The sequence below is a fragment of the Streptomyces cavernae genome (assembly GCF_004023625.1).
Classification (GTDB): domain Bacteria; phylum Actinomycetota; class Actinomycetes; order Streptomycetales; family Streptomycetaceae; genus Streptomyces; species Streptomyces cavernae.
In genome coordinates this window covers 1-25059 of the sequence record NZ_RPDJ01000063.1, presented here as the reverse complement: position 1 = coordinate 25059, position 25059 = coordinate 1, and the positions used below count along the sequence as shown (strand labels likewise).

The following is a 25059-nucleotide window of genomic DNA, read 5'->3' as shown; positions in this document are numbered from 1 at the left end:
GGCGTCCTGTGCCCCGCTTCTTATGCGCCATGAGGGGGCTCACGTGACGGCTGCTTTCACCACCTTCACCCACCTGATGCGGGAACGAGCCGCCGCACTCGGCGACACGGACGCCCAGGTGTTCCTGCGCGACCAGGGCGAACCCGAACACCTCACCTACACCACGCTCGACCGCCGGGCCCGTGCCCTGGCGGTGCGGCTGTGCGAACTCGGCGCCCAGGGCCGGCCGGTGCTGCTGCTGTACCCGCCCGGCACGGAGTTCCTCGTCGCGTTCGTCGGATGCCTGTACGCCGGTGCCATCGCCGTGCCCGCCCCGATGCCCGGGGACCGGGGCGAACGGCTGCAGCGGGTGTCCGGCATCCTCAAGGACACCGCGAGCAGCCTGGTGCTGACCGATTCCGAGCACGCGGCGGACACCTCGCTGTGGCTGGCCGTGTCCGGCCGCGGGGAGACGGTATGTCTGGCCACAGACCTCGAAGACACCGCCGGCACCTCCGATGACGCCCATGCCGATGCCTGGCGCGCCCCCCGGACCGGCCCCGACGACCTCGCCTTCCTGCAGTACACCTCCGGCTCGACCAGCAGCCCGCGCGGAGTGATGGTCACCCACCGCAACCTGCTGGCCAACCAGGAGGCGCTGCAGCGACTCCTCGGCACCAGCGCCGCCGACCGCTTCAGCAACTGGCTGCCCCACTACCACGACATGGGACTCATCGCCCATGTACTGCACCCCCTGTGGCTCGGCACCCACTGCGTCCAGCTCTCGCCGGTCTCCTTCATCAAGCGGCCCGTCCGCTGGCTGCGCTCGATCGGCGAGTACGGCCTGACCGTGGGCGGCGGCCCGAACTTCTGCTACGACCTGTGCACCCGCCGCGTCACCGACGCCCACCTCGGCGAACTCGACCTGTCGAGCTGGCGCCTGGCCCTGTGCGGCGCGGAACCCGTACGGGCCCAGACCCTGGACGCCTTCGCCCGCCGCTTCGCCCCCGCCGGCCTGCGCGCCGCGAGCCTCTACCCCGGCTACGGGCTCGCCGAGGCCACCCTCGTGGTCTCCGGTGGCGAACCGGGCGCCCCCGCCCGCCGGCTGACCGTGGACGCGGCCGGCCTGGAACACGACGAACTGCGTGCCCCGGCCGCGGACGTACCCACCCGCACCCTGATCGGCTCCGGGCGGGTGCACGACTTCGACCTGCGCGTCGTCGACCCGTTGGCGCACGTCGAACTGCCCCCCGGACGCGTGGGGGAGATATGGCTGCGCGGCGACAGCGTCGCCCAGGGCTACTGGCACCGACCGCTGGAGTCCGACGACACCTTCCACGCCCAACTCGCCGACGAGCCCGGCGACTTCCTGCGCACCGGCGACCTCGGTGCCGTCGACGACGGCGAGCTGTACATCACCGGGCGCCTGAAGGAGGTCATCATCCTCAACGGGCGCAACATCTACCCCCAGGACGTGGAGTGGGCGATCCGGGAGATCGGCCCGGCCCTCGCCGCCGGCCACGGCGCTGCGTTCACCGTCGACGCGGACCGCGAACAACTCGTCGTGATCCACGAGGCCCGGGCCCCCCAGGCGGACACCGCACGGCTGCGCACCCTGGCCCGCAGCATCCAGACACTCGTCGGAAAGGACTTCGACGTGCCCGCCGGCAACGTCGTCCTCGTGCGCCCCGGCACCGTACGCCGCACCACCAGCGGCAAGATCCAGCGCAACCTGATGCGCACCCTGTTCCTCCGGGGAGAGATCTCACCGCTCCACGACGTACTCGACCCGGCCGTGCGCGCCCTGATCACGCCTGCCGCCGTGCCCGGCGCCGAGCCCGCCCACGACATGGTGCGGAGCAGCCAGTGATGACCTCCGCGCCGTCCACGCTGCTCACCCACCCGCTCCCGCCCACCGAGCTGCCCGGCACCCCGGACCGTGTCGCACGGCTGGAGGCGCTGCTGGGCGACCCCGCGGACCCGGCCAACCCGGTCGGATACCGGGCGCTGCTGCACGCCGACCGGCGTGCGGCGCTGTCCACCGAGGCCGAGGGGCTGCTCGACGACTTCGGAATGAGCCGCGAGTTCGTGCCGACGGAACTCGGCGGACGGTTCGACTCCGCCGAAACGCTGCTCCGGGTGATGCGTCCGGTCTTCCGCCGCGACGTCGCACTCGGGGCCGGCTACGGCATGACCACCTTCATGGCCGCGTCCGACGTGTGGATGCGGGGCAACGCCGACCAACGGTCCTGGCTGGCGGGTCTGCTGCTCTCCGGTTCCAAGGCGGCCATCGCCCAGCACGAGACCGCCCACACCAACGACTTCGTCCGCAGCGGGGTCCACGCCCACCTGCGCCCCGACGGGCTGTCGGTCACCGGCGCAAAACCGGTCATCAACAACCTGCACCGCGCCGACGCCCTGGTGCTGTTCTGCCGCACCGAACCGCAGCCGGGCACCACGGGCCGCCACTCGGTGCTCCTGCTCGACCCGCACACCCTGCCCCGCGACCGCTACCGGGTCACCCGCCGGCCCGCCGCCCTCGGCCTGCGCGGCTGCTTCTTCGCCGGAGTGGAACTCGACGCCTGCCTCGTCCCCCACGACACCCTGCTCGGACCGCCGGGCAGCGGCGCGGTGACGGCCCTGCGCTCCTTCCAGGTCAGCCGCACGCTCATGGCCTCCCTGGTGTCCGCCGCGGTGGACACCGGCCTGCGCACCGCCGTACTGGTGGACCGCACCCAGGGACCCGGCCGGACCGGCCTCGACCCCGCCGACCCGCAGCACACGGCGGGCACCCTCGCCGGAGCCTTCGTCAACCTGCTGGTCTACGACTGCCTGGCCGTGGTGGCCACCCGGGCGCTGCACCTGCTGCCCGCCGAGACCAGCGTCTACTCCGCGGCGGTCAAGCTGCTGCTGCCGCGGGTGCTCAGCGACACCATGTACGACCTGGCGACGGTGCTCGGCTCGCAGATCTACACCCGCGAGGGCACCGTCGGCATCTTCCAGAAACACATCCGCGACGTGCCGGTGGTCAGCCTCGGTCACGCGGGCACGGTCGCCTGCCAGGCGACGATCATCCCGCAGCTCAGGTCCCTCGCCGAGGAGTCCTGGTTCCACGGCGTCGAGGCGCCCGCCTCGCTGTTCCGTCCGGGTGCCCCCCTGCCCCCGTTCGACTACGGCGGGCTTTCCCTTGCCTGCGGCCGGGACAGCGTCAGCGCCACCCTCCTGGCGACCGCCGCGTCCCTGCCCGGCTCCACCCCCGTCGAGCGCACGCTGCGCACCCTGGCCGGGCAGATGACCGCCGAACTCCACGAACTGCGCAGCCGGGTGCTCGCGCTGCCGCCCCCGGACGCAGAACATCCGGTGGGCCCGGCCTGGTTCGCCCTGACCGACCGCTATGTGCTCGTGCTCGCCGCCGCCTGCGTCCTCGGCGTATGGCACCACAACCGGGGCGGCCCCGACCCCTTCCTGAGCGACCCGGCCTGGGCTGCCGCCGCACTGCACCGCATCGCCCAGCGGATGGGCGTCCCCGCCGCCGACCTGCCCGCCGAGTGCACCGCGCGGGTCCACCGCGAAGTCCTGGCCCGCTACGGGGACCGGCGCAGCTTCGACCTGTACAACACACCGATTCCGGGCTGAGCGCGGGCCCGCAGCATGAGGACAAGGAGCCTTCAGGGATGACCCTCTCCCCGCCAAGGCACATCGAGGCCCCGTTCCACCACTGGCTGACCACGCACCTCGCGGTCTACCTGGACCGGCTGCCCGAGACCATCGACGCGACCGTGCCCCTGGCCGAGTACGGCGCGGACTCGGTGTGCGCGCTGAGCCTGTGCGGCGACATCGAGGACGACTTCGGCATCGTCGTCGAACCGTCGCTTCTCTGGGACCATCCGACGGTGGCCCAGCTGGCGGCCCATCTGACGGCTCGCGGCGCGGACCCCGCCCGGGGGCAACGGTGAACGCCGTGGCCGTGGTGGGTCTGGACTGCGTCTTCCCCGCGGCCCACGGCATCGAGGCCTTCTGGGACCTGCTGATGCGCGGCGGTGACGCGATCGGCCCGCTGCCCGCGGACCGCGGCGGTCCGGGCTTCGACGACACCGTCCGCGGCGGCTTCGTCGACTCCGCCACCACCTTCGACAACGACTTCTTCACCATCTCGCCCCGCGAGGCGGCGGCCATGGACCCGCAGCAACGGCTCCTGCTGCAGTGCGCCTGGCGGGCGTTGGAGGACTCCGGCCGTGCCCCGTCGGCGCTGGCCGGCAGCGACACAGGCGTCTTCGTCGGGGTGATGGGCAGCGAGTGGGGCCAGCTCCACATGAGCGACTACGGGCGGGTCACCCCGCAGCTCGGCGCCGGCAGCAGCGCAGGCATGACCGCCAACCGGATCTCCTACCACCTCGACCTCAAGGGCCCCAGCCTCGCGGTGGACACCGCCTGCTCCTCCTCGCTGGTCGCCGTGCATCTCGCGGTCAACTCGCTGCTGGCCGGGGAGTGTTCGACCGCGCTGGCCGCCGGTGCCAACCTGGTGCTCACCCCCGCGCTGGGCATGGTCTACCAGCAGATGGGTCTGAAGGCCCCGGACGACCGGTGCAAGCCGTTCAGCGTGGACTCCGACGGCATCGGCCGCAGCGACGGCGTCGGCGTGGTGGTGCTGCGCCCGCTCGAGGACGCACTCGCCGCCGGCCAGCGCATCTACGCCGTCATCCGCGGCACCGCCGTCAACCAGGACGGCCGCAGCAACGGGGTCACCGCGCCCAGCCGCTGGTCCCAGCAGGCCGTGGTGGCCGCCGCGTACCGGAGGGCGGGCGTGGACGCCGACCAGGTCCGCTTCATCGAGGCGCACGGCACGGGCACCGCGCTCGGCGACATCATCGAGTGCGCGGCCCTCGGCGAGGTGCACGCGGTGCCCCGCGACGAACCGTGCGCCATCGGCTCGGTCAAGGGCAACATCGGCCACACCGAGGCGGCCGCGGGCATCGCGGGCCTGATCAAGACGGCGCTGGCCCTGCACCACCGCATCGTGCCCGCCAGCCGCTTCGCAGCCCGGGAGAACCCGCAACTCCGTCTCGCCGAGCGGGGACTGGCCCTGCTCAAGGCACCCCTGAGGCTGCCGGCCGGCGAAGTGGTCGCCGGAGTGAGCAGCTTCGGGATGGGCGGCACCAACGCGCACGCCGTACTGGCCTCCGCACCCCGCCTCCGGGCCGTCGCCGCGCGCGGACCGGCCACCGCCGGCGTGTTCACGCTGTCCGCCGACACGCCGGAGGCACTGCGCCGCAATCTGGCCGCCCAGGCCGAGTCGCTGGCCCGCCGGCCGCGCGGCGACGCCGCCTCGGTGTGCTGGACCAGCAACCAGGTCAAGACCGGCCTGCCCTACCGAGCCGCCTTCACCGCGCGTGACACGGCCGAACTCGCCGACGCCCTGCGCACCGCCGCCGGCGACGAGCGGACGTGTGCCCGCGTCACCGACCGTGCCCTGCGCCCGCCGGCCATCGCCTTCCTCTACCCCGGGCAGGGCTGCCAGGAGCCGGGGATGACGGCCGCCCTCTACCAGGAGTCCGCCACCTACCGGCGGCACCTGGACGAAGCCGACGACGCCCTGCGCGACCACACCGGCGCATCCGTACGGGACCTCGTCCTCGCCGGCGACCCCGCGATCCACCACGCCCGGTGGGCGCAGCCCGCCCTGTTCGCCGTCGCCCACGCCCTCACCCAGACCCTGGCCGAGCTGGGCGTGGTGCCCGACGCCGCCCTCGGCCACGGCACCGGCGAACTCGCCGCCGCCGTGGCCGCGGGAGTGCTCACCCTGCCCGATGCCGCCCGCCTGGTCGCCGCCCACGCCGCCGCCGCTGACGACCTGCCGGACGGCGGCATGCTCACCGTGAGCGTCGCGCGGGAGGAGATCACCGACCTCCTCGCCGACCACCCCGGACTGTCCCTGGCCGCCGTGGACGGTCCGCGCGACCTCGTCCTGGCGGGCACCGCGGACGTGCTGGAACGGGCTGCCGAGGCCCTGGCCGACCGCGGGCTGAGTACCCGTCGGCTGGGGGGCCCGCACGCAGGTCATGGCCCGGCGGCCGACGCCGTCGCGGCCCGGATCGCCGACCTGGCGGGCCCGGTGACGGCCGCCCCGGCGCGTATCGCCCTGGCCTCCGCCCGCCACGGCCGGATGTTCGGCGACGAGATCCCGGACACCGCCTACTGGGCGGACCTGGCCGTGCGACCGGTACGGTTCGCCGACGCGCTGTCCGCCCTGGTCACCGAAATCGCGCCGACCTGTCTGATCGAACTCGGCCCGGCACCGCATCTGCTGCGGCTGGCCCGCCGGGCCGACCTGTCGGCGGGCATCCGGCTCCTGCACCCGGCCCCCGGCCGGGCCACCGTCACCGACCTCGCCGAGGCGGTGGGCGGGCTGTACCTGAGCGGCGTCGAGCCGTGCTGGGACGCCCTGTACGAGCCGTCCCACCGCCGCACCGAACGCCTCGCCCCCTACGTCTTCTCCGACGCGCGCCGCTTCCGGCAGACCGTCCCGGCCCAGCCACCTCCCCGGCCCGCCGCACAAGCGGCACCGGCCGCACCGGCAACACCAGCAGCACCGGCAGCACCCGAGGCGACCCCGCGGCAGGCGGACCCGGCCCCCGCCACGCACCCGCACCACTCCGACGGGCCCGGCACCGCGGCGGATGCCCGGCCGGACGCCGCGCTGTCCGCGGTCATCGAAGCGGTCGTGGAAGTCGGCGCGTACCCGCGGGAACAGGTCGACGCCGAGGCCCGGATCTACGAGGACCTCGGCTTCGACTCCGTCATGATCATGCAGTTGCGGAACCGGCTCGAGCAACAACTGCCGCAGGCATCGGGCATCACAGTGCAGCAACTCCTGCCCGCACTGCGGTCCGTGGGGACTCTCGCCGCCTTCCTGCGGGAGCTGACCAGCGCGGAGGTCACGGTATGACCGCGCGCACCGCACTCATGCACATCGCGGGCACGGCCAGCGCGCTGCCCGCCGAGCCCGTCGACAACGCGGCACTGAGCGACATCTTCGGCATCAGCGAAGGCTGGATCGACCTCTTCGTGGGCACCCGCACCCGCCACTTCGGCTGGGACCCGGCGACCGGGAAGGTCACCCACACCCTCGCCGACCTGTGCGCCGAAGCGGCCGGCCGAGCCCTGGCCGCCGCCGGGCTGGCCGCCGCGGACCTGGACTTCCTGGTGCTGTCCACCGCCACCCCCGACACCCTGCTGCCCACCACCGCCAACGAGACCGCGGACCGGCTGGGCCTCAACCACCTGCCCACCTACCAGATCCAGGCCGGCTGCTCCGGTGCCGTGCAGGCCCTCGACGTGGCCCGCGCCCTGCTTGCCTCCGGCCACCACGCCGGCCTCGTCGTCGCCGGCGATGTCACCGCCCGGTTCCTGCAGGCCGGACAGGACGCATCCGCGCTGGCCACCCAGGAACTGATCAACTACGTCCTGTTCGGCGACGGAGCGGCAGCCGCGGTGGTCACCGCGGAACCGCACGGCGACGCCGTCGCCGTCCGTGGCCTGCTGCACCGCTTCGCCGGGCGAGGGCGCCCGCCGGGGCAGATCGTGGGCTGGCGCGGCGTCACCGAACCCGAACCCGACCGGCAGATGCTCTTCGAGGACTACAAGACCATCGAGGAAGAGGTACCCGCCCTCGCCGGCGAGATCGTCTGGGAACTCCTCAGCACCGCCGACTGGACCCCGCAGCAGGTCGACTTCATCCTGCCGCCCCAGCTATCGGGCCTCATGACCGAGCGGATCGTCGCCGGCCTCGGCCTGCCGCCCGGCTGCCGTGAGGTGTCCTGCGTGCGGGACACCGGCAACACCGGCAACGCCCTGCCGCTGCTCCAGCTCGACCGCGCGCTGGACAGTATGGCGCCCGGAGAGCGTGCCCTGTCCGTGGTCGTCGAGTCGAGCAAGTGGATCAAAGCGGGGCTGGCACTGGAACGGCTCGCCGGGCCCGAAGAAGGAGGGCGCGGCCGATGACCGCCACCGCCCTGGACGAACTGGGCACCCTCCACCGCACCGGCCGGCTGGCCGCGGCCTACCCCGACGTAGCCCCCCTGTTGGCCCGGGTCACGGACGCGGCCGACCTGTCCGAGGAGCGGATAGGCGAGGAACTCACCCGCTGCGGCGGCCTGTTGGCACGACTGCGACCCGAGGACGTCCTCGCCCACCACCCGCACACCCCCACGGTCACCGTGGCCGTCACCGGCCACTCCACCACCGCCCAGCTCACCGACCCGCTGGTGGCGGAACTCGCCCGGCACGGCCTGCTCGCCCGCCTCGTGACCGGGGACCATGGCGCCTACCTGCGCGATCTCACGGACGAGCACAGCGAATTGAACCGCTGCCGTCCGGAGCTGACCCTGTGCGTGCTCGGGGCCGACGCCGTCCTGGAGGAACTTCCGCTGCCGTGGACGGTCGCCGACGTCGAGCAAGCCTGCGCCCGGCTCCTGAACCGCCTGCGGACCGCAGCCGCCGCCCACGGCGCGCACGGCACCGGGGCGCTGGTGCTCAACACCCTGCCGCTGCCCCGCAGCGCCACCCACCAGATCGTCGGCCAGCAGCAGCGTGCCCTGCTCGGCGCGGTGTGGCGGGAGTTCAACGCCCGGTTGCTGAGACTGGCCGTGACCCATCCCGCCCTGGCGGTCATCGACCTCGAACCGCTCGTCGGCGCGAGAGGACCCGCCACCGACGCCCGGCTGGCCCTCTACACCCGCAGCGCCTTCAGCCCGGCCGTCTTCGCCGCGCTGGCCCGCGAGGCCGTGCACGTGCTGCGCGCCCGGCGAGGCATGACGAAGAAGTGCCTCGTACTCGACCTCGACAACACCCTGTGGGACGGAGTCCTGGGGGAGGACGGACCGGACGGCATCGACTGCGGGCCCACCCTGCGGGGCGAGCCGTACGCCGCCGTCCAGCGGGTGGCCAGACAACTCGCCGCCCAGGGCGTGCTGCTCGCCGTCAGCAGCAAGAACGACCCGGGCCCGGTCCGCGACGTGCTGCACCACCACCGGGACATGACGTTGCGGGAGGAGGACTTCGTCAGTGTGCAGGCCGGCTGGGATCCCAAGGACACAGCCTTGGAGACGATCGCCGGCCAACTGGGCCTCGCCACCGATGCCCTGGTGTTCGCCGACGACAGCGCCGCCGAACGCGCCCTGATACGCCACCGTCTGCCGGACACCGCCGTCGTCCCGCTGGGCGCCGAACCGGCCTGGCACGTCACCCGGCTGCTGGCAGACGGCTGGTTCGACACGCCGCACGTGACCGACGACGACCGCGCCCGCACCGGGCGGTACCGTGCCGCCGCCGCCCGCGTCCGGCTGCGCGACACGACCGGCTCGCACGACGAGTACCTGCGCGAGCTCGGCATCGTCGTCCACATCTCCCCGCCCCGGCCTCACGAACTCGCCCGGATGTCCCAACTCTCTTTGCGCACCAACCAGTTCAACCTCACCGGTGAGCGCGTCCCGGCGGAGCGGATCTCCGGTCCGCACCGGCGCCCGCTGGCGGTGCGGGTACGCGACCGGTACGGCGACAGCGGACTGGTGGGCGCGGTCTTCGCCCGTGACGACCCCGACGGCCTGCACATCGACAACATGCTCCTGAGCTGCCGGGTGCTGGCCCGGGGCATCGAGCACGGCTGCCTGACCGCGGTACTGTCCCACGCGCGGGACCGCGGGCTGCCCGCCGTCCGTGCCCGCTATCGCCCCACCCGCCGCAACGGGCGGTCGCGCGACTTCTACCCCTCGCTCGGCTTCGTCCCGGACGCCGGGGCCCACGGCGGGGACGACGCCGCGGACTACGGCGGAGAGACGCTCTTCCGGCACGACCTGCACGACATCCCCGCCACGCCCGGTCACCTGACCGTGGAGGCCGACTTCGAAGGAGACGCCGATGAGCCGTGACGGCATGCTCGACCTCGCCGGCTTCCTCGCGATGGTGCGTGACGGTCTCGGCATGGACCTGACCGAGGAACAACTCGCGGCGGACTTCGACCTCCTGCCCGACTGGGATTCGGTGCATCTGCTCCGCCTGGTGATGCTCCTGGAACGCGAGACGGGCCGCAGCGTCCCCGTCCGCCGCGTGCTCCAGGCCCGCAGCATGCGCGAGATCCACTCATTGCTCACGACCGACGGGACGGAAACCCGATGAACGCGGCAGGCGGGGACCTGATCGGTGTCACCGCGGAGGACAGCGACTGGGCCGCGGTCCGCGAGGACCTGCGGCGGTACGGCACGGCGGTGGTCCACGGCCGGCTCGCCGACTGGCGTCCGCGGGCTCCGGACGGCCCCGCGCTACGGGCGGTGCTGGGCCGCGACTGGTCGCGTTACCGCGCGATCGGGCACCCCGACATCCGCGGCCGGTACGCGGCCTCCCGGCGGCTGCTCAAACACGCGGCCGCGGCCGCGCTGCGGGCCGAGGCGATCGACCTGGAACTGGCCTACGGTCCGACCGGACGGCCGTACCTGCGCGGCTGCGACCAGATCGACATCAGTCTCAGCCACACCGACGACCTGCTGCTGGTCGGGCTGACCAGCCGCGGGCTGATCGGAGTGGACGCCGAACGCGCGGACCGCAGCATCTACGGCCGCGGCCTCGCCCGGCTCATCTGCACACCGCACGAGCGGCGGATGCTGTCGGAACTGCCGGAGCCGGAACGCAACCCGAGCCTGGTACGGCTGTGGACGCTCAAGGAGGCCTACAGCAAAGCGATCGGCCAGGGCATGCAGTTCCGCTTCAACGAGTTCGGCTTCGGCCCGGAGGACCGCCGGGTCCAGCTCAACCGGCCGGACGGGACGGCGGGAGCGGGCGACGAGTGGACGCTGCGCACCCTCGCCCTGGACAGCGGCGGGACCGCGTTCGTCGTCAGCATCGCGGTCTACGACGCCGGAATGGGCCGCACCCTGGACACGGCCATCACCACGATGCTCGACGCGGAGGCCGTCGCGGCCGTTCAGGCGGCGCTGGACGCCGAGCGGGGAGAGTGGTCACAGATCCTCCACAACTGACACCGTCGCCTCCGTCACCGCGCGCCCGGCCTGCGTCAGGGCCAGGGTCAGTGTGACCAGCGGCCGCCCCACCGTGTCCTGCCGGGCCGCCTGTGCCACCGCGACACACCGCAGGGGCAGGTCGGGCTCGGCGTGGCCCCGGAAGTGCGTGTGCAGCGCGATGGGCGAACTGTGCCGCGGGTCCAGGCCGTGGAGCCGGTGGGCGGTCAGCAGCGCCGTCTGACGCAGAACTTCGAGCAGCAGCACGGACGACGGCGTCCCGTCCTGCCGTGTGAGCGCCGTCGGCCAGGTGTCGGGCGGAGCCACCGCCGCGGACAGCCGGTGTTCGTTGACGGTCACCGGGGACCGCAGCAGGACGTTGGCGGCACTGGCCCGCCCCACTTCCGACGGGGCGGGCCCCGGCGCCCCTTCCGGGGTGTCTTCGCCCCCGGCCCCGGGGTGCTGTTGTCCGGCCGCCGCGAGGGCGCTGTGCCGGGAGTGCTCGCGATGGCTGCGGTGTGCCATCGGGGCGAGGAAGAGCAGGTTCGCCGACCCCGTGCCCGCCGCGACGCCGTCGATCTCCAGGTGTGTGTCGAACTCCAGGGCCCGCGGGATGCCGGAGATCACCTTGTCGGGCCGTACCCGCAGGGTCGCCGTCAGCGTGCCGGGGCCCGAGTGGCGGCGCCAGGCGCCCACGTCGCCGGTCTCCAGACCGAACCGGTAGAAGATCGCCACACGGTCGGCCGCGACGCCGAAGTGGGCCTGGCCGATTCCCCCGCTGACGTGGCGGACCATGGCCATGGCCGCCTGCATGTCGTGGAAACGGTCATGGCCGTCGTTGAACAGCGGGTGAGCGGTGGGAAGTTCACCGGTGAGTACGAACTCCTGCATCCGGTCGTCGGCGCTGTCCGGCACCTGCGGGCCGAAGTGTCGCGGCCGGTGCACCAGATGGCGGCTTCCGTGTCGGTGCCCCGCCGGCGCGGTCCGGGAAGTCTCCAACGGCTGACCCTTCTCGGCGGTGTCCTGGTTCGGTGGGACTGAGCCGTACCAGGCTCCCGCGGACGGGGGTGGCAGGGCTATGCCCGCACCGTGACAGCTTGTTGCCTGGCATGGAGTACCGGGCCCTACGGGAGGTCGGGTTCCAGGTCGGCCGCTGCGGGAGGTCGGGTTCCAGGTCGGCCTCTACGGGAGGTCGCGCCCCAGGCCGGGCCCTACGGGAGGTCCTCCAACCCCGTCAGCGCGATGTGCACACCGGCCTGGAAACGGCTGGTGGCGTCGACGCTCAGCATGATCTGGGAGATGTAGCGGCGGCAGGTGCGCACCGACATGCCCAGCCGGCGGGCCACGAGTTCGTCCTTGTACCCCTGCGCCATCAGCTTGATGATCGACCGTTTCAGGTCGTCGGTGACCTCGGCGGTGTCCTCGGCCCCGGGGACGAACTGGGTGGCCCCGGCCCACAGATGCTCGTAGATCCGGCAGATGAACGCCACCAGGGTCGGCTCGCGCACCACCACCGCCCCGGGGGCCCGGCCGTCCACGTGCTGTTCGGGCAGGAAGGCCACCTCCCGGTCGTAGATGACGATCCGGTCGATCAGCTCGTCGGTGGTGCGTACCTCCGCTCCGTGCTCGGTCACCGCGCGCACGTAGGAGGTGGTCGCGAGGTCGCTGCGCGCGGTGTGCTGGTAAAGGTGGCGGATCCGCACCCCGCGCCCGAGCCGCTCCAGGGTCTTGGGCCGGGCATGGGCCAGGAGGCTGGAGGGGCGGGCGCCACCGGGCTGGGCGGTGAGCATCTCGGTGCGACAGCGCTCTCCCTGCTCGTCCAGCACGGCCTGCAACGCGTCGATGTCGCTGATCACGTCGAAGGCCTCGGCCTGGTTGCGCTGCTGACGGCTCTCGAAGTAGACCGTGCGCAGCGCGCCCATCTGGTCGCGGATCTCCTTGACCTCCCGCTGCAGGTCCCGGATGTGACTCTCGGTCGGCCCCACCAGATCGGCCACCGCGGTGTCGGGGCTCACCGGTACCAGCAGATCCGGCTCACCGGGCATGGGACGCAGCAGGCTGAGCGCCGTCAGGCGCTGCTCGACTTCTGCCGCCTTTTCGAGGGAGACGCCGAGGGCGGTCGCCGTCTCCTCGCGGACAAAGCGGCCCAGCAGCACCGCATTGCGGTACGCCTTCGCCTCTGCGTCATCCAGCATGGCTAAATCGCCTGCCGGGAGAGAGCTTTCAGACAATTGGAGGCTCGCATTCCCGTGCGACGGAACTTCTTGTCAGGCAACTTTACGACACCAGGAAAGGCTTTGGGAGAAAGCCTCGGTGCGGGAGTGTTGGTGCCGACCGGCCAACTGTCGAAACTGGGGGTAGCTATGAGGAAGCTTGCACTGCGCATCGCTGCGGCTGGACTTCTGACCTCTGCGGGATTCATCGGTCTGCTCGGAGGCGGCATTACGGCTCCCGCCATTGCGCACGACCAGGTCGCTGCGACGTCGGTACCGGCTCATTCCGCGCCGTCGGCCGCCCCGATGGACGACCAGTGGGGCTGATGAATCGGCTGTGACACGGGCGGATCGGGGCTTCCCGATCCGCCCGTCGGCATGCAGCAACCTGAGCATTGCTCCTGTTTCAGTCTTCACAGCCGGCCCTGCGCGGCGGGGCGGGCCGCCGCGGACGTCGGCGGCCCGCCCCACCGTGCAGGGCCGAGGTGGTTCCACGGGCCGTGCGGGCGGCCCAGGATGCCGCACGGCATGATCCGCGCGGCGATTCCCGGTGGGCGTTCCGCCGGCCCGTCAGGAGACTGTCGACGGTGACTTCGTCCGGCTCCTGACCGTCACCCCCCTCCCGCTCGCCTCGCTCGTGGGCAGGCTCCAGGGCGCCGGAGGCAGCGGCACAGCATCCAGTGCCGCCTTCGGCGCAGGCCTGACCACCCGTGTGACATGCGGCTGCGACGGCCGGCTGTGGGCAGGCCGCCGCAGGGCGTTCCCCGGCCCGCACCAGGGCAATGGATGCTGCTGTTGGGGCCTCGCGCGTCGCGGCGTCGCGGCCCGGCGGCGCGCTTCTGAGGCGATCGGCCGGAGGCGCGGTCGCCCCGGCCGCTGTGCGGCGCGGCGTTGGCGGGCGCGGCGGCAGGCTTCGCGGCCGGGCCACCCGCTGTATCAGGCAGCCGGTCTAGTGGATGCCGGCCCGCAGCCGCGGGGCGGTTCAGACGGCCGGTGTGGCACCCGAACCGCAGGCTTCTCCCGGCGAGGGCGCCCCGGTCCCCGCCTCGCGGCAGTCGGCTTCCTGGGCGCAGGCTCGGACCTGTGCATCGTCCCCGGCTGTCGCCCGGCGTGGGACGGCCTGGCTTTGTGAACGCAAAAGTTCCCCGAGGCGCCGCCGGCCGGGCGGGTCCTCCGCTAGGCCCCGGGCCGGCGGTGGACCCGCCGATGCTTGCTGCACCTCCTGTGCCACCGCCGTTCACCCAGAACCGGCTCGCGGAACACCCAGTTCCGGCGAACGGCGGTGGGTGCCGACGTGGTGCGGGCAGGAATTCCCTTACGGACAACGGAAGACAGCAACGAGAGGCCGGGCAGAGAAACGGTCTGCGCTCGGGATTCGTGCGAAATTTCTCGGATGTACGCCCGCGGAGAATTCTGTGATGTGGTGTCTGCTCTTTATCTTCACGTGTGCTCTGCTCATCGGTGAGTGCCGAGTCATAAGCGGGACGATTTCTCTTGTGTGCGCTTCGGCCGGATGCGGCGATCGTTCCCGTGCTGGATTTCCGTGGCCTGTCCGTTCGAAACGCGAGAAAATCCGCTGCGTCGGCTGCCGCATCGTAAGGGAACGGCATTCGTCCGGTCGTATGTGGCGGCGACGAATGCGGGTGAGCAGACGCGGCGACAGGTCTTCCGGGCCGGGCGGGCCCGTCCTCGGAGCGGAGCCGGTCCGGCTCGAGCCGCCGCGAACGGGGCGCGGTCCCCGGGGGTACCGCTCGTAGCGCGCGTCGTGTGTACGCCCGCCGCACGAGCGCGTGGCGCGGCGGTGGAAGCACGCCGGGCGGCGCAGCGGGGCGCTCCCGTCGGCGTGGGCCGGGGGCCCGGGCTGTGAGGGTCGGTCGCGTGAAGGCCGTGCGCGCATGCCGCCTCGAGGCGGGTTCGCGCGCCCCGTCCCTGGGGTGTTCCAGTGCCGCACCGTCGGTCCTGCCGCGGTGGACGAGCACGGGGAGCGCCGGGAGCACCGAGGGCGCCGGCATCGGTGGGCGGCGCGGCGGGGCTTCGGCGGACTCGGCTCGGGTTGACGGTCGGGCTGTCGCGGCGTCAGGTCCGTTCCCGGCGGTTGCTGCTGGCCGGTGCGGGAGGGAGGAAGCGCAGGTGGGGGTGGGTGTGCGGCTCGTCCCCTGTGAGGGAATTCCCGACACGGGGCCGAGCGCCCGAATGTTTGAAGCGGCAACAAGTTCTACGAAAAGTGGTCACAAATTGACGTTCGGGCTCCGCTATTTATCAGGCCTCGACTCGGTCTCGACTCGGTCTCGAGTCAGCCCGGCGCACGGTTCGATTTGTCTGAACCAGCTTTTAGGGAACGGAAGTTGAGGTTCACGAGCCGACTCACGGCAGAAGCGCGCAGGACGCCCCCGAGGGAATCATCCGTCGTTGTCCCACCCGTGGTGCCGATGACCGGCACGTTCTCGCGCTCTCGGCATGCGTCGGTCGAACCGCCTGTCACCCCTGGTGGTGTACGTGGCTATTCGATCGGCCTATTCGGCGGGGGTCACGCATGGCCATCCCCTGGGACGGCGGTGGCCACTGCCGTCTTCGCCCCGCCCTCGTCCGGGCCGCTCCTCCCGCCGCGACTCACCGACACCTGCGCGACACCTTCACCCGCCCCGTCGGCCCAGTAGCCGGTACGCCTGGCGCCACGGCCGTGCTCGCTCCGCAGCCGTTGCCGGCGCGGCCGCCGTGCCGAAGGTGGCCGGACGCGCGAACGGCCATCCTCGGCGCGATCGCCCGCCGACGGTTCGCCGGACGACGTACCGGGGTGGGCGGCCGCGACGACTGCCCCGCAGTCCCGGATTCGGGGCGGACGCCGGGCCGTCGGGGATGGCCGGGCGGGTGTCGGGCCCGATGGTCTCGGCGGGGTTGGGCGGTGTCAGACCACGCCCTGGTCGCGGGGCTTTGCGGTGGCGATCCGGGCAGCGGGCGGACGCCGTCCGTGCCGCCGCCGACATGAGGACGTCAACGCGCGAAGATCTTGCGGAAGGTGCCCGAGCGGTACAGCGAGATCTGTGTGACGATCTGGAGCACGATCCACGTCGCCGCGTACAGGACCGCGTCGAGTGCCGGCACGGTGTCGATCGGCAGGGTGTACGCCATGACCAGACGCAGCAGGGCGTCCGCGAAGAGCCCGATGCCCCACACCACGGTCAGGACGCGCCAGATCCGACGGAACGCCAAGTCCTCGCTCCACAGGCTTTCCAGCCGCTCGGACCGGCCGGGCATGAGCGCCTTCAAGGCCTGGTAGGTGAAGGGCCGCGCCGTGAAGAGGGTGACCAGCAGCCACACCCCGGCCAGGGCGGTGAACAGGCTGTTGCGCGCGAGTACGACACGTGGGCTCGCGGTCATCAGCGAGGCGAGCGCGCTCACGACGAGCAGCGTGAGGGTGAAGACGCCGATGGCGTCGAGCCTGCGGTGCCGGACTGCCAGGTAAAGCGTGTGCAGGGCGGGCGCGGAACCACTGACCAGCAGTGACGTGATCTCGTCGGCACCGAGGCCGCGCAGCAGGTAGTAGAGCCCGACCGGCAGGACGATGTCGCAGGCCACGGTGATGACGAAGCCCCACGAGCCGCCCGAGGGCCTGGGACGTGCTGGGGCCTCGGCCTCGTTCCCGGCGGGCGGGGGCGTCGGGGTGCCGTAGGCGGAACCGGGGGAGGTGGGGGGAGTCATGAGGACACTCCTCTAGTGCGGTCGGTATCCGTGCCGGCCGGTGGACCTGGCGCGCTGCGCCGGCTGCGTGGGTGGTCGTGGACGTCTGCGTCGCGGCCGCGGCGAACGAACCGGATTCGCCTTGGTCCGGCAGCCCTGCTTCCGGCGATCCACCGGTAGTGGACCACAGGGCACGAGTGTGAGGGTGGTCGATTTCCGGTCGTCGCACCTGCCGGGACGTCAGTAGAACCGCGGTCACCTGCCTCCGGCGTACTAGGGCCTGTGTCGGAAGTGGCGTCTGCCGGCCGACGCCTGGCACGCTCCCCCAAGCTCTCCGAGCAGGGGGCACCCCGACTCGCCGCACCGGGCGAAAGCCCAAGTACGTCCAGTACGAGGGCTTCCGCCCGGCACTCCCCCAAGCTCTTCGAGCAGGGGGTACTCCCAGAGCACGCTCCCCCAAGCTCTCGACTTCTCCCCCACTCTCGGCTGCGCTCGAGCGGGGGGGACCCCCATGAGCAGGGGGACCCCCATGACGCCGCCCGGCCCGCCCTTCGTGCGAACGACGCCACTTCCGACACAGGCCCTAGTCCCGTTCTTCCCGGCCGTCACCCACGGGTACGCGCACGGCCACTTCGTTCACGGCGTCGACCAGTTCCATGCCCGCCACCGCGGAGCCCAACCACTCGGTCTCCGCTCCACTGCCGCCCGCCTCGCCCCGCCGCACGGCGGCGGCGAACTCGGCGAGACAGCTGCGCAGTTGATCGGCGGCCGGGAGCGTGAACCGTTCCTCGTGGTCCTGCTCCTCCAGCACGAGCACGGGCTGGTGCGCCGGCTGTGGAGTGAAGGCGCGCGTCACCGTCAAGCGCGCCGTGTCGCCCCACAGCGAGTACGTGGACGTATAGGCGTGTTCAAAACCGAACGTCACGTTGACAAGGACGCCGGACGGCGAGACCAGCAGAGCCTGACCCGACAGGTCCAGCCCGTCCCGGGCCCGCGTGCGCAGCACGGCCCCGGCGACCCGCAGCCCCGTACCCAGCAGCAGTTGGGCGGCCCGCAGCGGATAGACCCCCACATCCAGCAGCGCGCCGCCGCCCATGCCGGGTGAGTAACGGATGTCGTCGGCGGGCAGCGGCGGAATGCAGAAGGCCGCCTGCATCGTGCTGAGCCGGCCCAGTCGCCCCCGCCGCAGCAGATCCGCCGCGAAGGCGTGCTGCGGATGGTGCAGGAACATGAAGTTCTCGCGCAGCACCAGCCCCCGCTCCCGCGCCAGTTCGGTCAGCTCGCGGGCTTCCTGAGCGGTCACCCCGATCGGCTTCTCGACCAGCACGTGCTTGCCCGCCCGCAGGGCCCGCGCGGCCCAGGTGTGATGCAGTGCGGTCGGCGTGGAGACGTACACCGCCTCCACGTCCGGCCGGGCGAGGACCGATGCGAGATCCGCTTCCGCCGCGCAACCGAACCGCTCGGCGAACTCCGCCGCCTTCTGTGCCGACCGGCCCGCGACGGCCACGAGCTCCACCTCCGGGGCGGCCACCGCCGTCGGCAGCGTACGGCGGCGCGCGATGGACGACGTCCCCAGTACGCCCAGCCTGAGCGGCCGGGTCACCGTGCCGCTCACAGCGACCTCAGCGCCGTGACCAGGGTCCGCGCCTGCACGTTCAAGTGGTGGCTGTAACGCAGGAGTTCGCCGATCTGGCGCAGCGTCAGCCAGCGGAACTCGTCCGACACGGCGGGGAAGTCGCCGTCCGTCTCGATGATCATGTAGTGGCTCTGCGCGTGCCGGAACCGGCCGCCCTCCTCGGACAGCACCACGTCGTAGCGGGCGTTCCGGCGGCGCGCCAGCACCTGGGAGAGATACGGTGGCTGGTCCGCCTCGGGCAGATGCTCGTAGTTCTCCGGCACGCACTGCACCGTCGGACCCAGCTCAACCACGTCGAGGAAGCCGGGCTCGGCGCGGGCGCGCAGCAAGGCGTGCGGGACCCCGTCGATCCGCTTCACGAACAGTGCCGCGATGCCCATGCCGCGCGGCTCCAGCAACGGCTGCGACCAGGCCGGCACCTCACGCCCGCCCGAGGACACGTCCACCGCGACGACATCGAAGTACAGGCCGTTGCAGTGCGTCACCGCGTGCGGGGTACGCAGCCAGCCCGGCGTCTGCGCCAGCGGGATCGGAGTGACGGAAACCTCGTGCTCCGCACGCCGCCGGGTGATCCATGTGCGGATCTCCTGATCCGGGTGCAGCGACCATCCGGCGTTCTCTCCCGACTCCCCTTCGGCGCCACGCCAGTCCGGGAGACAGGACAGGACGGTCCGGGCGTCCATGTTCACCACGTTGTCGTGCCGCAGCAGCAGGTTGACCTGGCCCAGCGTCAGCCAGGCGAAGTTCTCGCCGGCCGCCACCTCCGGACCCACCTGCACGACCATGTTCCGGTTGCGCTTGTGCAGGAACCACGACCCCTGCTCCGACTGCAGCACGTCCGCCACCACCTGACCCGGTCCGGGCCTGCGGAAGGAGTCCAGGTAGGGGACCGCGGAACCGCCGTGCACCCGCGTGTAGTTGCTCTTCGTAGCCTGCACCGTCGGCGACAGCTGCACGCCGTTCACGTTGCCCGGCTCCGACTTCGCCTGCATCAGCAGGTGCGGCACGCCGTCGAAGTCCCGCAGCGCGATGCCGAGGATGCCTATCTCCGGCTGCTGGATGATCGGCTGTGACCAGGTCCGCGCCGGCCCGAAGTCCGACCGCACCGCCAGCCCCCGCACCGAGAAGAACCGCCCGCTGTCGTGCCGCAGATCGCCGGTCCGGTAATCGAAGCGCCAGCCGCGCAGGGCCGCGAACGGTACTCGCTCGACATGCTGCCGCTGCGCACGCTGACGCTCGTCGAGCCAGGCGAACAGCTCCGCATTGCTCATCACCCCGCCCTCGACCGCCGCCGCCGACGCCGCCAGCCGGGACGTGATGTCAGGGTCCGCGGTGCGCGACGGCAGCACCAGGTTTGTCGCGGTCATGGATTTGGCCTCTTCTCCTTCCGGGGCACGTCGATGACGCGCACGCGACCGCGCTGTCGAAACACGCGGGGCACACCTCGCGACAGTCGGTCGCCGCCACTCGAGCGTGCCTGACCCAGTTCGGGCAGACGCCTAGACTTGTTCCTCTTGCCCGGGCCCCCCTTCCTCGCTATGGGCGGGTCAACGCGCCCGCGGACCGCACTTCCCCATGTCCGCGGGCACCGCTCCCGGGCCCGCGGGAACCGCTAGGAATTCCCCTAGAGCACCTGGCAGGAGCGCTGAGCGCGCCGGACGTCGTGCAACCGTGAGGGCTGCCCCGACCCCGTCGCCTTGGTGTTTGGAGTGCCATCCATGAACGAGCCGGTACCCGCGGACGCCCGGACCACCGTTTCGGCCCACGAGCCCGTGGCCGTGGTCGGCCTTGCCTGCCGGCTGCCCGGGGCCGGCGGACCCGCGGCCTACTGGAGCCTGCTCAGTGAGGGCCGCTGCGCGGTCACCGACGCCCCCGAGGACCGTCGTACCGGCGCACCGCACGACGACACCCTCACCACCGGCCGGGGCACCACCGTCCCCTACCGCGGTGGCTTCATCGAGGCCCCCGGCGACTTCGACGCGGACTTCTTCGGCATCTCACCCCGCGAGGCCGAGGCCATGGACCCGCAGGCGCGACTCGTCCTCGAACTCGGCTGGGAGGCACTGGAGAACGCCGCGGTCCCCGTCGCCCGCCTGCCGCACGCCACCGGCGTCTTCGTCGGCGCCGACGTCTCCGACTACGCCGAACTCGTCCACCAGCAGGGCCCCGAAGGCGTCGGCCACCACACCCTCACCGGCCTCAACCGCGGACTGATCGCCAACCGCCTCTCCTACGCCCTCGGCGTCGGCGGCCCCAGCCTCACCGTCGACAGCGCCCAGTCCTCCTCCCTCGTCGCCGTCCAGCTCGCCTGCGACAGCCTCCGCACCGGCGACTGCGAACTCGCCCTCGCCGGCGGCGTCCACCTGAACCTCGTCCCCGGCAGCACCCTGGCCCTCGCCGAGTTCGGCGGGCTCAGCCCGGACGGCCTGTGCCACACCTTCGACGCCCGCGCGAACGGGTTCGTCCGCGGTGAGGGCGCCGGCCTCGTCGTCCTCAAACCACTCGCCCGGGCGCTCGCCGACGGCGACCGCATCCACGCCGTGATCCGCGGCGGAGCCGTCAACAACGACGGCACGGGCGCCGCCCTCACCACCCCGGACGCCGCTGCCCAGGAAGCCGTTCTGCGCAGCGCCTGCGCCCGCGCCGGCGTCACCCCGGGAAGCGTCGACTACGTCGAACTCCACGGCACGGGCACCAAGGTCGGCGACCCCGTCGAGGCCGCCGCGCTCGGCGCCGCTCTCGGAACCGACCCGGACCGCAAGGCCTCGCTGGCCGTCGGCTCGGTGAAGACGAACATCGGCCACCTGGAGGGCGCGGCCGGGATCGCCGGGCTGCTCAAGGTGATCCTCTGCCTGTCCCACGAGCAACTCGTCCCCAGCCTCCACCACGCCACGCCCAACCCCGCCATCGACCTGGACGGCCTCGGCCTGCGCATGCAGTTGGAGACCACCGAGTGGACCGCGGCGGACCCCGCTCGCCCGCTCCGCGCCGGAGTCTCCTCCTTCGGCATGGGCGGCACCAACGCCCACCTTGTGCTCGAACAGGCACCCCCGCGCACCCCGGCGACGACCCCTCCCACCGACGCCGGGCAGCTCCCGGTGCCCTGGTTGCTGTCCGCCCGCAGCCCCGAAGCCCTGCGCGCCCAGATCGAACGGCTCGCCGCGCACCCCGCCACGCACGACGACCCCGCGGACGTCGGCTGGTCCCTGCTCACCACCCGCACCCACTTCGCATACAGGGCCGTCGGGACCGGCACCGACTCCGCCGGCATCCTGCGCCACCTCCGGGCCGCCCTGCCGCCGGGACCCGCGTCCGCCGACATCGACCGACCCGTGTTCGTCTTCCCCGGCCAGGGCAGCCAGTGGGCCGGCATGGCCGCCCAGCTCATGACCACCGCGCCCGCCTTCGCCGAACGGATCGCCGAGTGCGAGGCCGCACTCGCCCCGCACGTCGATTTCTCGCTCTCCGCCGTCCTGCGCGGCGACGCCCACGCACCCTCCCTGGACCGCTCCGACGTCGAGGTAGTGCAGCCCGTCCTGTGGGCCGTCATGGTGTCCCTGGCCGCACTGTGGCGCGCACACGGCGTGGAACCGGCAGCGGTCGTCGGCCACTCCCAGGGCGAGATCGCCGCAGCCTGCGTCGCGGGCGCCCTCAGCCTGGAGGACGGCGCCCTGGCCGTCGCCCTGCGCAGCAAGGCGCTCATCGCGCTCAAAGGACTCAGCGGCATGATGTCCGTGGCCCTGCCGGAACCGCGGACACGCGACCTCATCGCCCCCTGGGACGGCCGTGTCGCCGTCGCCGCCGTCAACGGCCCCTCCTCGACCGTCGTCTCCGGCGACACCCACGCCCTCGACGAACTGACCGCCGAGGCCGAACGACAGGGCGTCCGCGTACGCCGCATCGACGTCGACTACGCCTCACACTCCGTACACGTCGAGGGCGTCCGGGACGAGGTGCTGCGCCTCCTCGCACCACTCACCCCCCGCACACCCGAGGTCCCCTTCCTGTCCACGGTCACCGGCGACTGGCTGCGCGGCGCCGAGACCGACGCCGCCTACTGGTACGCCAACCTGCGGCAGCCCGTGCTCCTGGAGCCCGCCGTACGGACCCTGGCCGCCGCCGGACACACCGTGTTCATCGAGGTCAGCCCACACCCGGTGCTGACCGCACCGGTCAAGGAGACCGCCCAGGCCACCACCCGGGACGACTCCGTCGTCGTCACCGGAACCCTGCGGCGGGGCGACGGCGGACTCGACCGTTTCCACACCTCGCTCGGAGAGCTCTGGACGCGCGGCGCAGACGTCGACTGGACACCGGCCTTCGCCGGTCGCCGGCCCCGCACGGTCGACCTGCCCACCTACGCCTTCCAGCGCCGCCGTCACTGGATCGACGCCACCCCCGGCGCCGGCGCTCTCACCGCCCCGCTGAGCGTCCGGGCAACGCCGGTTCACCAGGCCACGGCGCGCGCGTCTTCCCGGGCCACGGCGCCCGCGTCTCCCCGGTCCGCCGCGCTCTCCGCCCCCGGGGCCGGCCACGACGACAGCCTCCGGCACGTCCGTGAGAGCGCGGCCGTCGTCCTCGGCCACGCCGACGCCGAAGCCATCGACCCCGCACGCACGTTCAAGGACCTCGGCTTCGACTCGGTCACCGCCGTCGAACTGTGCGAGCGCCTCAACCGTGCCACCGGGCTGAACCTGCCCGTCACCGTCGTCTACGAGCACCCTTCCCCCGCTCGTCTGGCCCGCCACCTCGACGCGACACGCAGCGGCACCGCAGCCGACGCTCACACCGAAGTGGGGGCCTTGGGCGGTGGTGTGGACGACGAGCCGATCGCGATCGTGTCGATGGGGTGCCGTTATCCCGGTGGGGTGCGTTCGCCGGAGGACCTGTGGCGGCTGGTGCGCGAGGAGGCGGACGTCATCTCGGAGTTCCCCGCCGACCGTGGCTGGGACCTCGACGCCCTCTACGACCCGGACCCCGACCGGACCGGTACCAGCTATGTCCGCGAGGGTGGTTTCCTGTACGACGCGGCGGAGTTCGACGCGGGGTTCTTCGGGATCTCGCCGCGTGAGGCCCTCGCGATGGACCCGCAGCAGCGCCTGCTGCTGGAGACCACCTGGGAGGCACTGGAGCGGGCCGGTATCGACCCGCACAGTCTGGAGTCCACCCCAACCGGCGTCTTCATCGGAGCCACGGCACCGGAGTACGGGCCTCGCCTGCACGAAGCGGCCGAAGCGGTCGAGGGCCACATCCTCACCGGCACCACGGCGAGCGTGGCGTCCGGCCGCATCGCCTACACCCTTGGCCTCCAGGGGCCCGCGGTGACGGTCGACACGGCCTGCTCCTCGTCGCTGGTCGCCCTCCACATGGCCGTCCAGTCACTGCGCTCCGGTGAGTGCTCACTCGCCTTCGCAGGCGCCGCGACCGTCATGAGCGGGCCGGGCATGTTCGTGGAGTTCAGCCGGCAGCGGGGGCTCGCGGTGGACGGCCGGTGCAAGCCGTTCGCGGAGGGAGCGGACGGTACGGGCTGGGGTGAGGGTGTCGGTGTCCTGTTGCTGGAGCGGTTGTCGGACGCGCGGCGCAACGGGCACCGGGTGCTGGCGGTGGTGCGTGGTTCGGCGATCAATCAGGACGGAGCCTCCAACGGCCTGACCGCTCCCAATGGTCCGTCCCAACAGCGCGTCATCCGGGCCGCGTTGGCGAACGCCGGGTTGTCGGCGGCGGATGTCGACGCGGTGGAGGCGCACGGTACGGGTACCAAGCTGGGTGATCCGATCGAGGCGCAGGCGTTGCTGGCGACGTACGGCCAGGACCGGCCCGAGGACCGGCCGTTGTGGCTGGGGTCGGTGAAGTCCAACATCGGCCATACGCAGGCTGCTTCGGGGATGGCCGGAGTCATCAAGATGGTCCTCGCTCTCCGCGAGGGCCTGCTGCCCAGGAGCCTGCACAGTGAGGCGCCGACCTCCTTCGTGGACTGGTCCGTCGGGGCCGTCGAACTCCTTGCCGAGGCCGTCGACTGGCCCGAGACGGGCAGGCCCCGCCGCGCGGGTGTCTCGTCCTTCGGTATCAGTGGTACGAACGCGCACGTCATCCTTGAGGAGCCTGAGCCGACGGCTGTTGAGTCCGTCGATGCCCCGGCCGACGACGTGATCGTGCCCATGCTGCTCTCGGCCCGCTCGGAGGCTGCGCTGAAGGACCAGGTGGACCGCCTGCGGTCCCACCTGCGGGAGTCGGACGCGCACCCGGTCGACGTGGCGTGGTCCCTGCTCAAGCACCGCTCTGTCTTCGACAACCGGGCGGTGGTGATCGGTTCGGACGTTGTCGCTTCCGGTGCCGGGCTGTGTGCTGGTGCTGGTTCTCCGGTGTTTGTGTTTCCGGGGCAGGGGGCGCAGTGGGTGGGGATGGCGGTGGAGTTGTTGGATGCTTCGCCGGTGTTCGCCGCCCGGTTCGGTGAGTGTGCGGTGGCGTTGGCGCCGTTTGTTGACTTCGACCTGGTTCAAGTGGTCCGTGAGGGCGGTTCTTTGGATCGGGTGGATGTGGTTCA

The 25059-nt window shown here is 72.2% G+C and carries 14 protein-coding genes; 9 read left to right on the top strand and 5 right to left on the bottom strand.

Annotation, left to right across the window (positions count from 1 at the left end; genetic code table 11):
* Positions 1–43: 43 nt before the first annotated feature.
* Genes EF387_RS43260 through EF387_RS43225 form a run of 8 tightly spaced genes read left to right on the top strand, consistent with a single transcriptional unit; the run spans position 44 to position 11009 of the window.
* Positions 44–1849, top strand: coding sequence for a fatty acyl-AMP ligase (locus tag EF387_RS43260; protein ID WP_238432040.1), 1806 nt, complete (start codon positions 44–46; stop codon positions 1847–1849).
* Positions 1849–3615: an acyl-CoA dehydrogenase family protein gene (locus EF387_RS43255; protein ID WP_128382086.1), complete on the top strand. Its 1767-nt coding sequence runs from the start codon at positions 1849–1851 to the stop codon at positions 3613–3615. Before EF387_RS43260 ends, EF387_RS43255 begins: the two co-directional genes overlap by 1 nt.
* 38 nt (positions 3616–3653) lie before the next feature.
* Entirely contained in the window at positions 3654–3935 is a 282-nt protein-coding gene (locus EF387_RS43250; RefSeq protein ID WP_128382085.1) for an acyl carrier protein, read from the top strand.
* Complete coding sequence (locus EF387_RS43245; RefSeq protein ID WP_128382084.1) at positions 3932–6925, top strand: type I polyketide synthase; 2994 nt, start codon at positions 3932–3934, stop codon at positions 6923–6925. Before EF387_RS43250 ends, EF387_RS43245 begins: the two co-directional genes overlap by 4 nt.
* A complete protein-coding gene (locus tag EF387_RS43240; RefSeq protein ID WP_128382083.1) occupies positions 6922–7980 on the top strand; it encodes a 3-oxoacyl-[acyl-carrier-protein] synthase III C-terminal domain-containing protein in 1059 nt (352 codons plus the stop codon). Before EF387_RS43245 ends, EF387_RS43240 begins: the two co-directional genes overlap by 4 nt.
* Complete coding sequence (locus EF387_RS43235) at positions 7977–9905, top strand: HAD-IIIC family phosphatase (protein WP_128382082.1); 1929 nt, start codon at positions 7977–7979, stop codon at positions 9903–9905. Before EF387_RS43240 ends, EF387_RS43235 begins: the two co-directional genes overlap by 4 nt.
* Positions 9895–10152 (top strand): acyl carrier protein, encoded by a 258-nt coding sequence (locus EF387_RS43230; protein WP_238432039.1) that lies wholly within the window; start codon positions 9895–9897, stop codon positions 10150–10152. Before EF387_RS43235 ends, EF387_RS43230 begins: the two co-directional genes overlap by 11 nt.
* The gene (locus tag EF387_RS43225) at positions 10149–11009 is read left to right on the top strand and encodes a 4'-phosphopantetheinyl transferase family protein (protein ID WP_128382081.1); all 861 of its coding nucleotides are present in this window, start codon (positions 10149–10151) and stop codon (positions 11007–11009) included. Before EF387_RS43230 ends, EF387_RS43225 begins: the two co-directional genes overlap by 4 nt.
* On the opposite strand, the gene EF387_RS43220 is transcribed toward EF387_RS43225, so the two are convergent.
* The 5 genes from EF387_RS43220 to EF387_RS43200 form a co-directional block, all read right to left on the bottom strand.
* Positions 10989–11933 carry an AfsA-related hotdog domain-containing protein gene (locus tag EF387_RS43220; RefSeq protein ID WP_128382080.1) on the bottom strand — a complete coding sequence of 315 codons (945 nt, stop codon included), beginning with the start codon at positions 11931–11933 and terminating at the stop codon, positions 10989–10991. The two genes, EF387_RS43225 and EF387_RS43220, sit on opposite strands and share 21 nt — an antisense overlap.
* A 266-nt stretch (positions 11934–12199) precedes the next feature.
* Positions 12200–13183: a hypothetical protein gene (locus tag EF387_RS43215; protein WP_128382079.1), complete on the bottom strand. Its 984-nt coding sequence runs from the start codon at positions 13181–13183 to the stop codon at positions 12200–12202.
* A 3009-nt stretch (positions 13184–16192) separates the two neighbouring features.
* On the bottom strand, positions 16193–16900 hold the full coding sequence (locus EF387_RS43210) for a VC0807 family protein (RefSeq protein ID WP_202918560.1): 708 nt from the start codon (positions 16898–16900) through the stop codon (positions 16193–16195).
* A 562-nt stretch (positions 16901–17462) separates the two neighbouring features.
* On the bottom strand, positions 17463–18494 hold the full coding sequence (locus EF387_RS43205; RefSeq protein ID WP_202918559.1) for a Gfo/Idh/MocA family protein: 1032 nt from the start codon (positions 18492–18494) through the stop codon (positions 17463–17465).
* On the bottom strand, positions 18491–19882 hold the full coding sequence (locus tag EF387_RS43200; RefSeq protein WP_128382078.1) for an NDP-hexose 2,3-dehydratase family protein: 1392 nt from the start codon (positions 19880–19882) through the stop codon (positions 18491–18493). Before EF387_RS43200 ends, EF387_RS43205 begins: the two co-directional genes overlap by 4 nt.
* Positions 19883–20233: 351 nt before the next feature.
* Between EF387_RS43200 and EF387_RS47765 the strand changes: the two genes are divergently transcribed.
* A partial coding sequence (locus EF387_RS47765) for a type I polyketide synthase (RefSeq protein ID WP_128382077.1) occupies positions 20234–25059 on the top strand: 4826 nt, incomplete at its 3' end.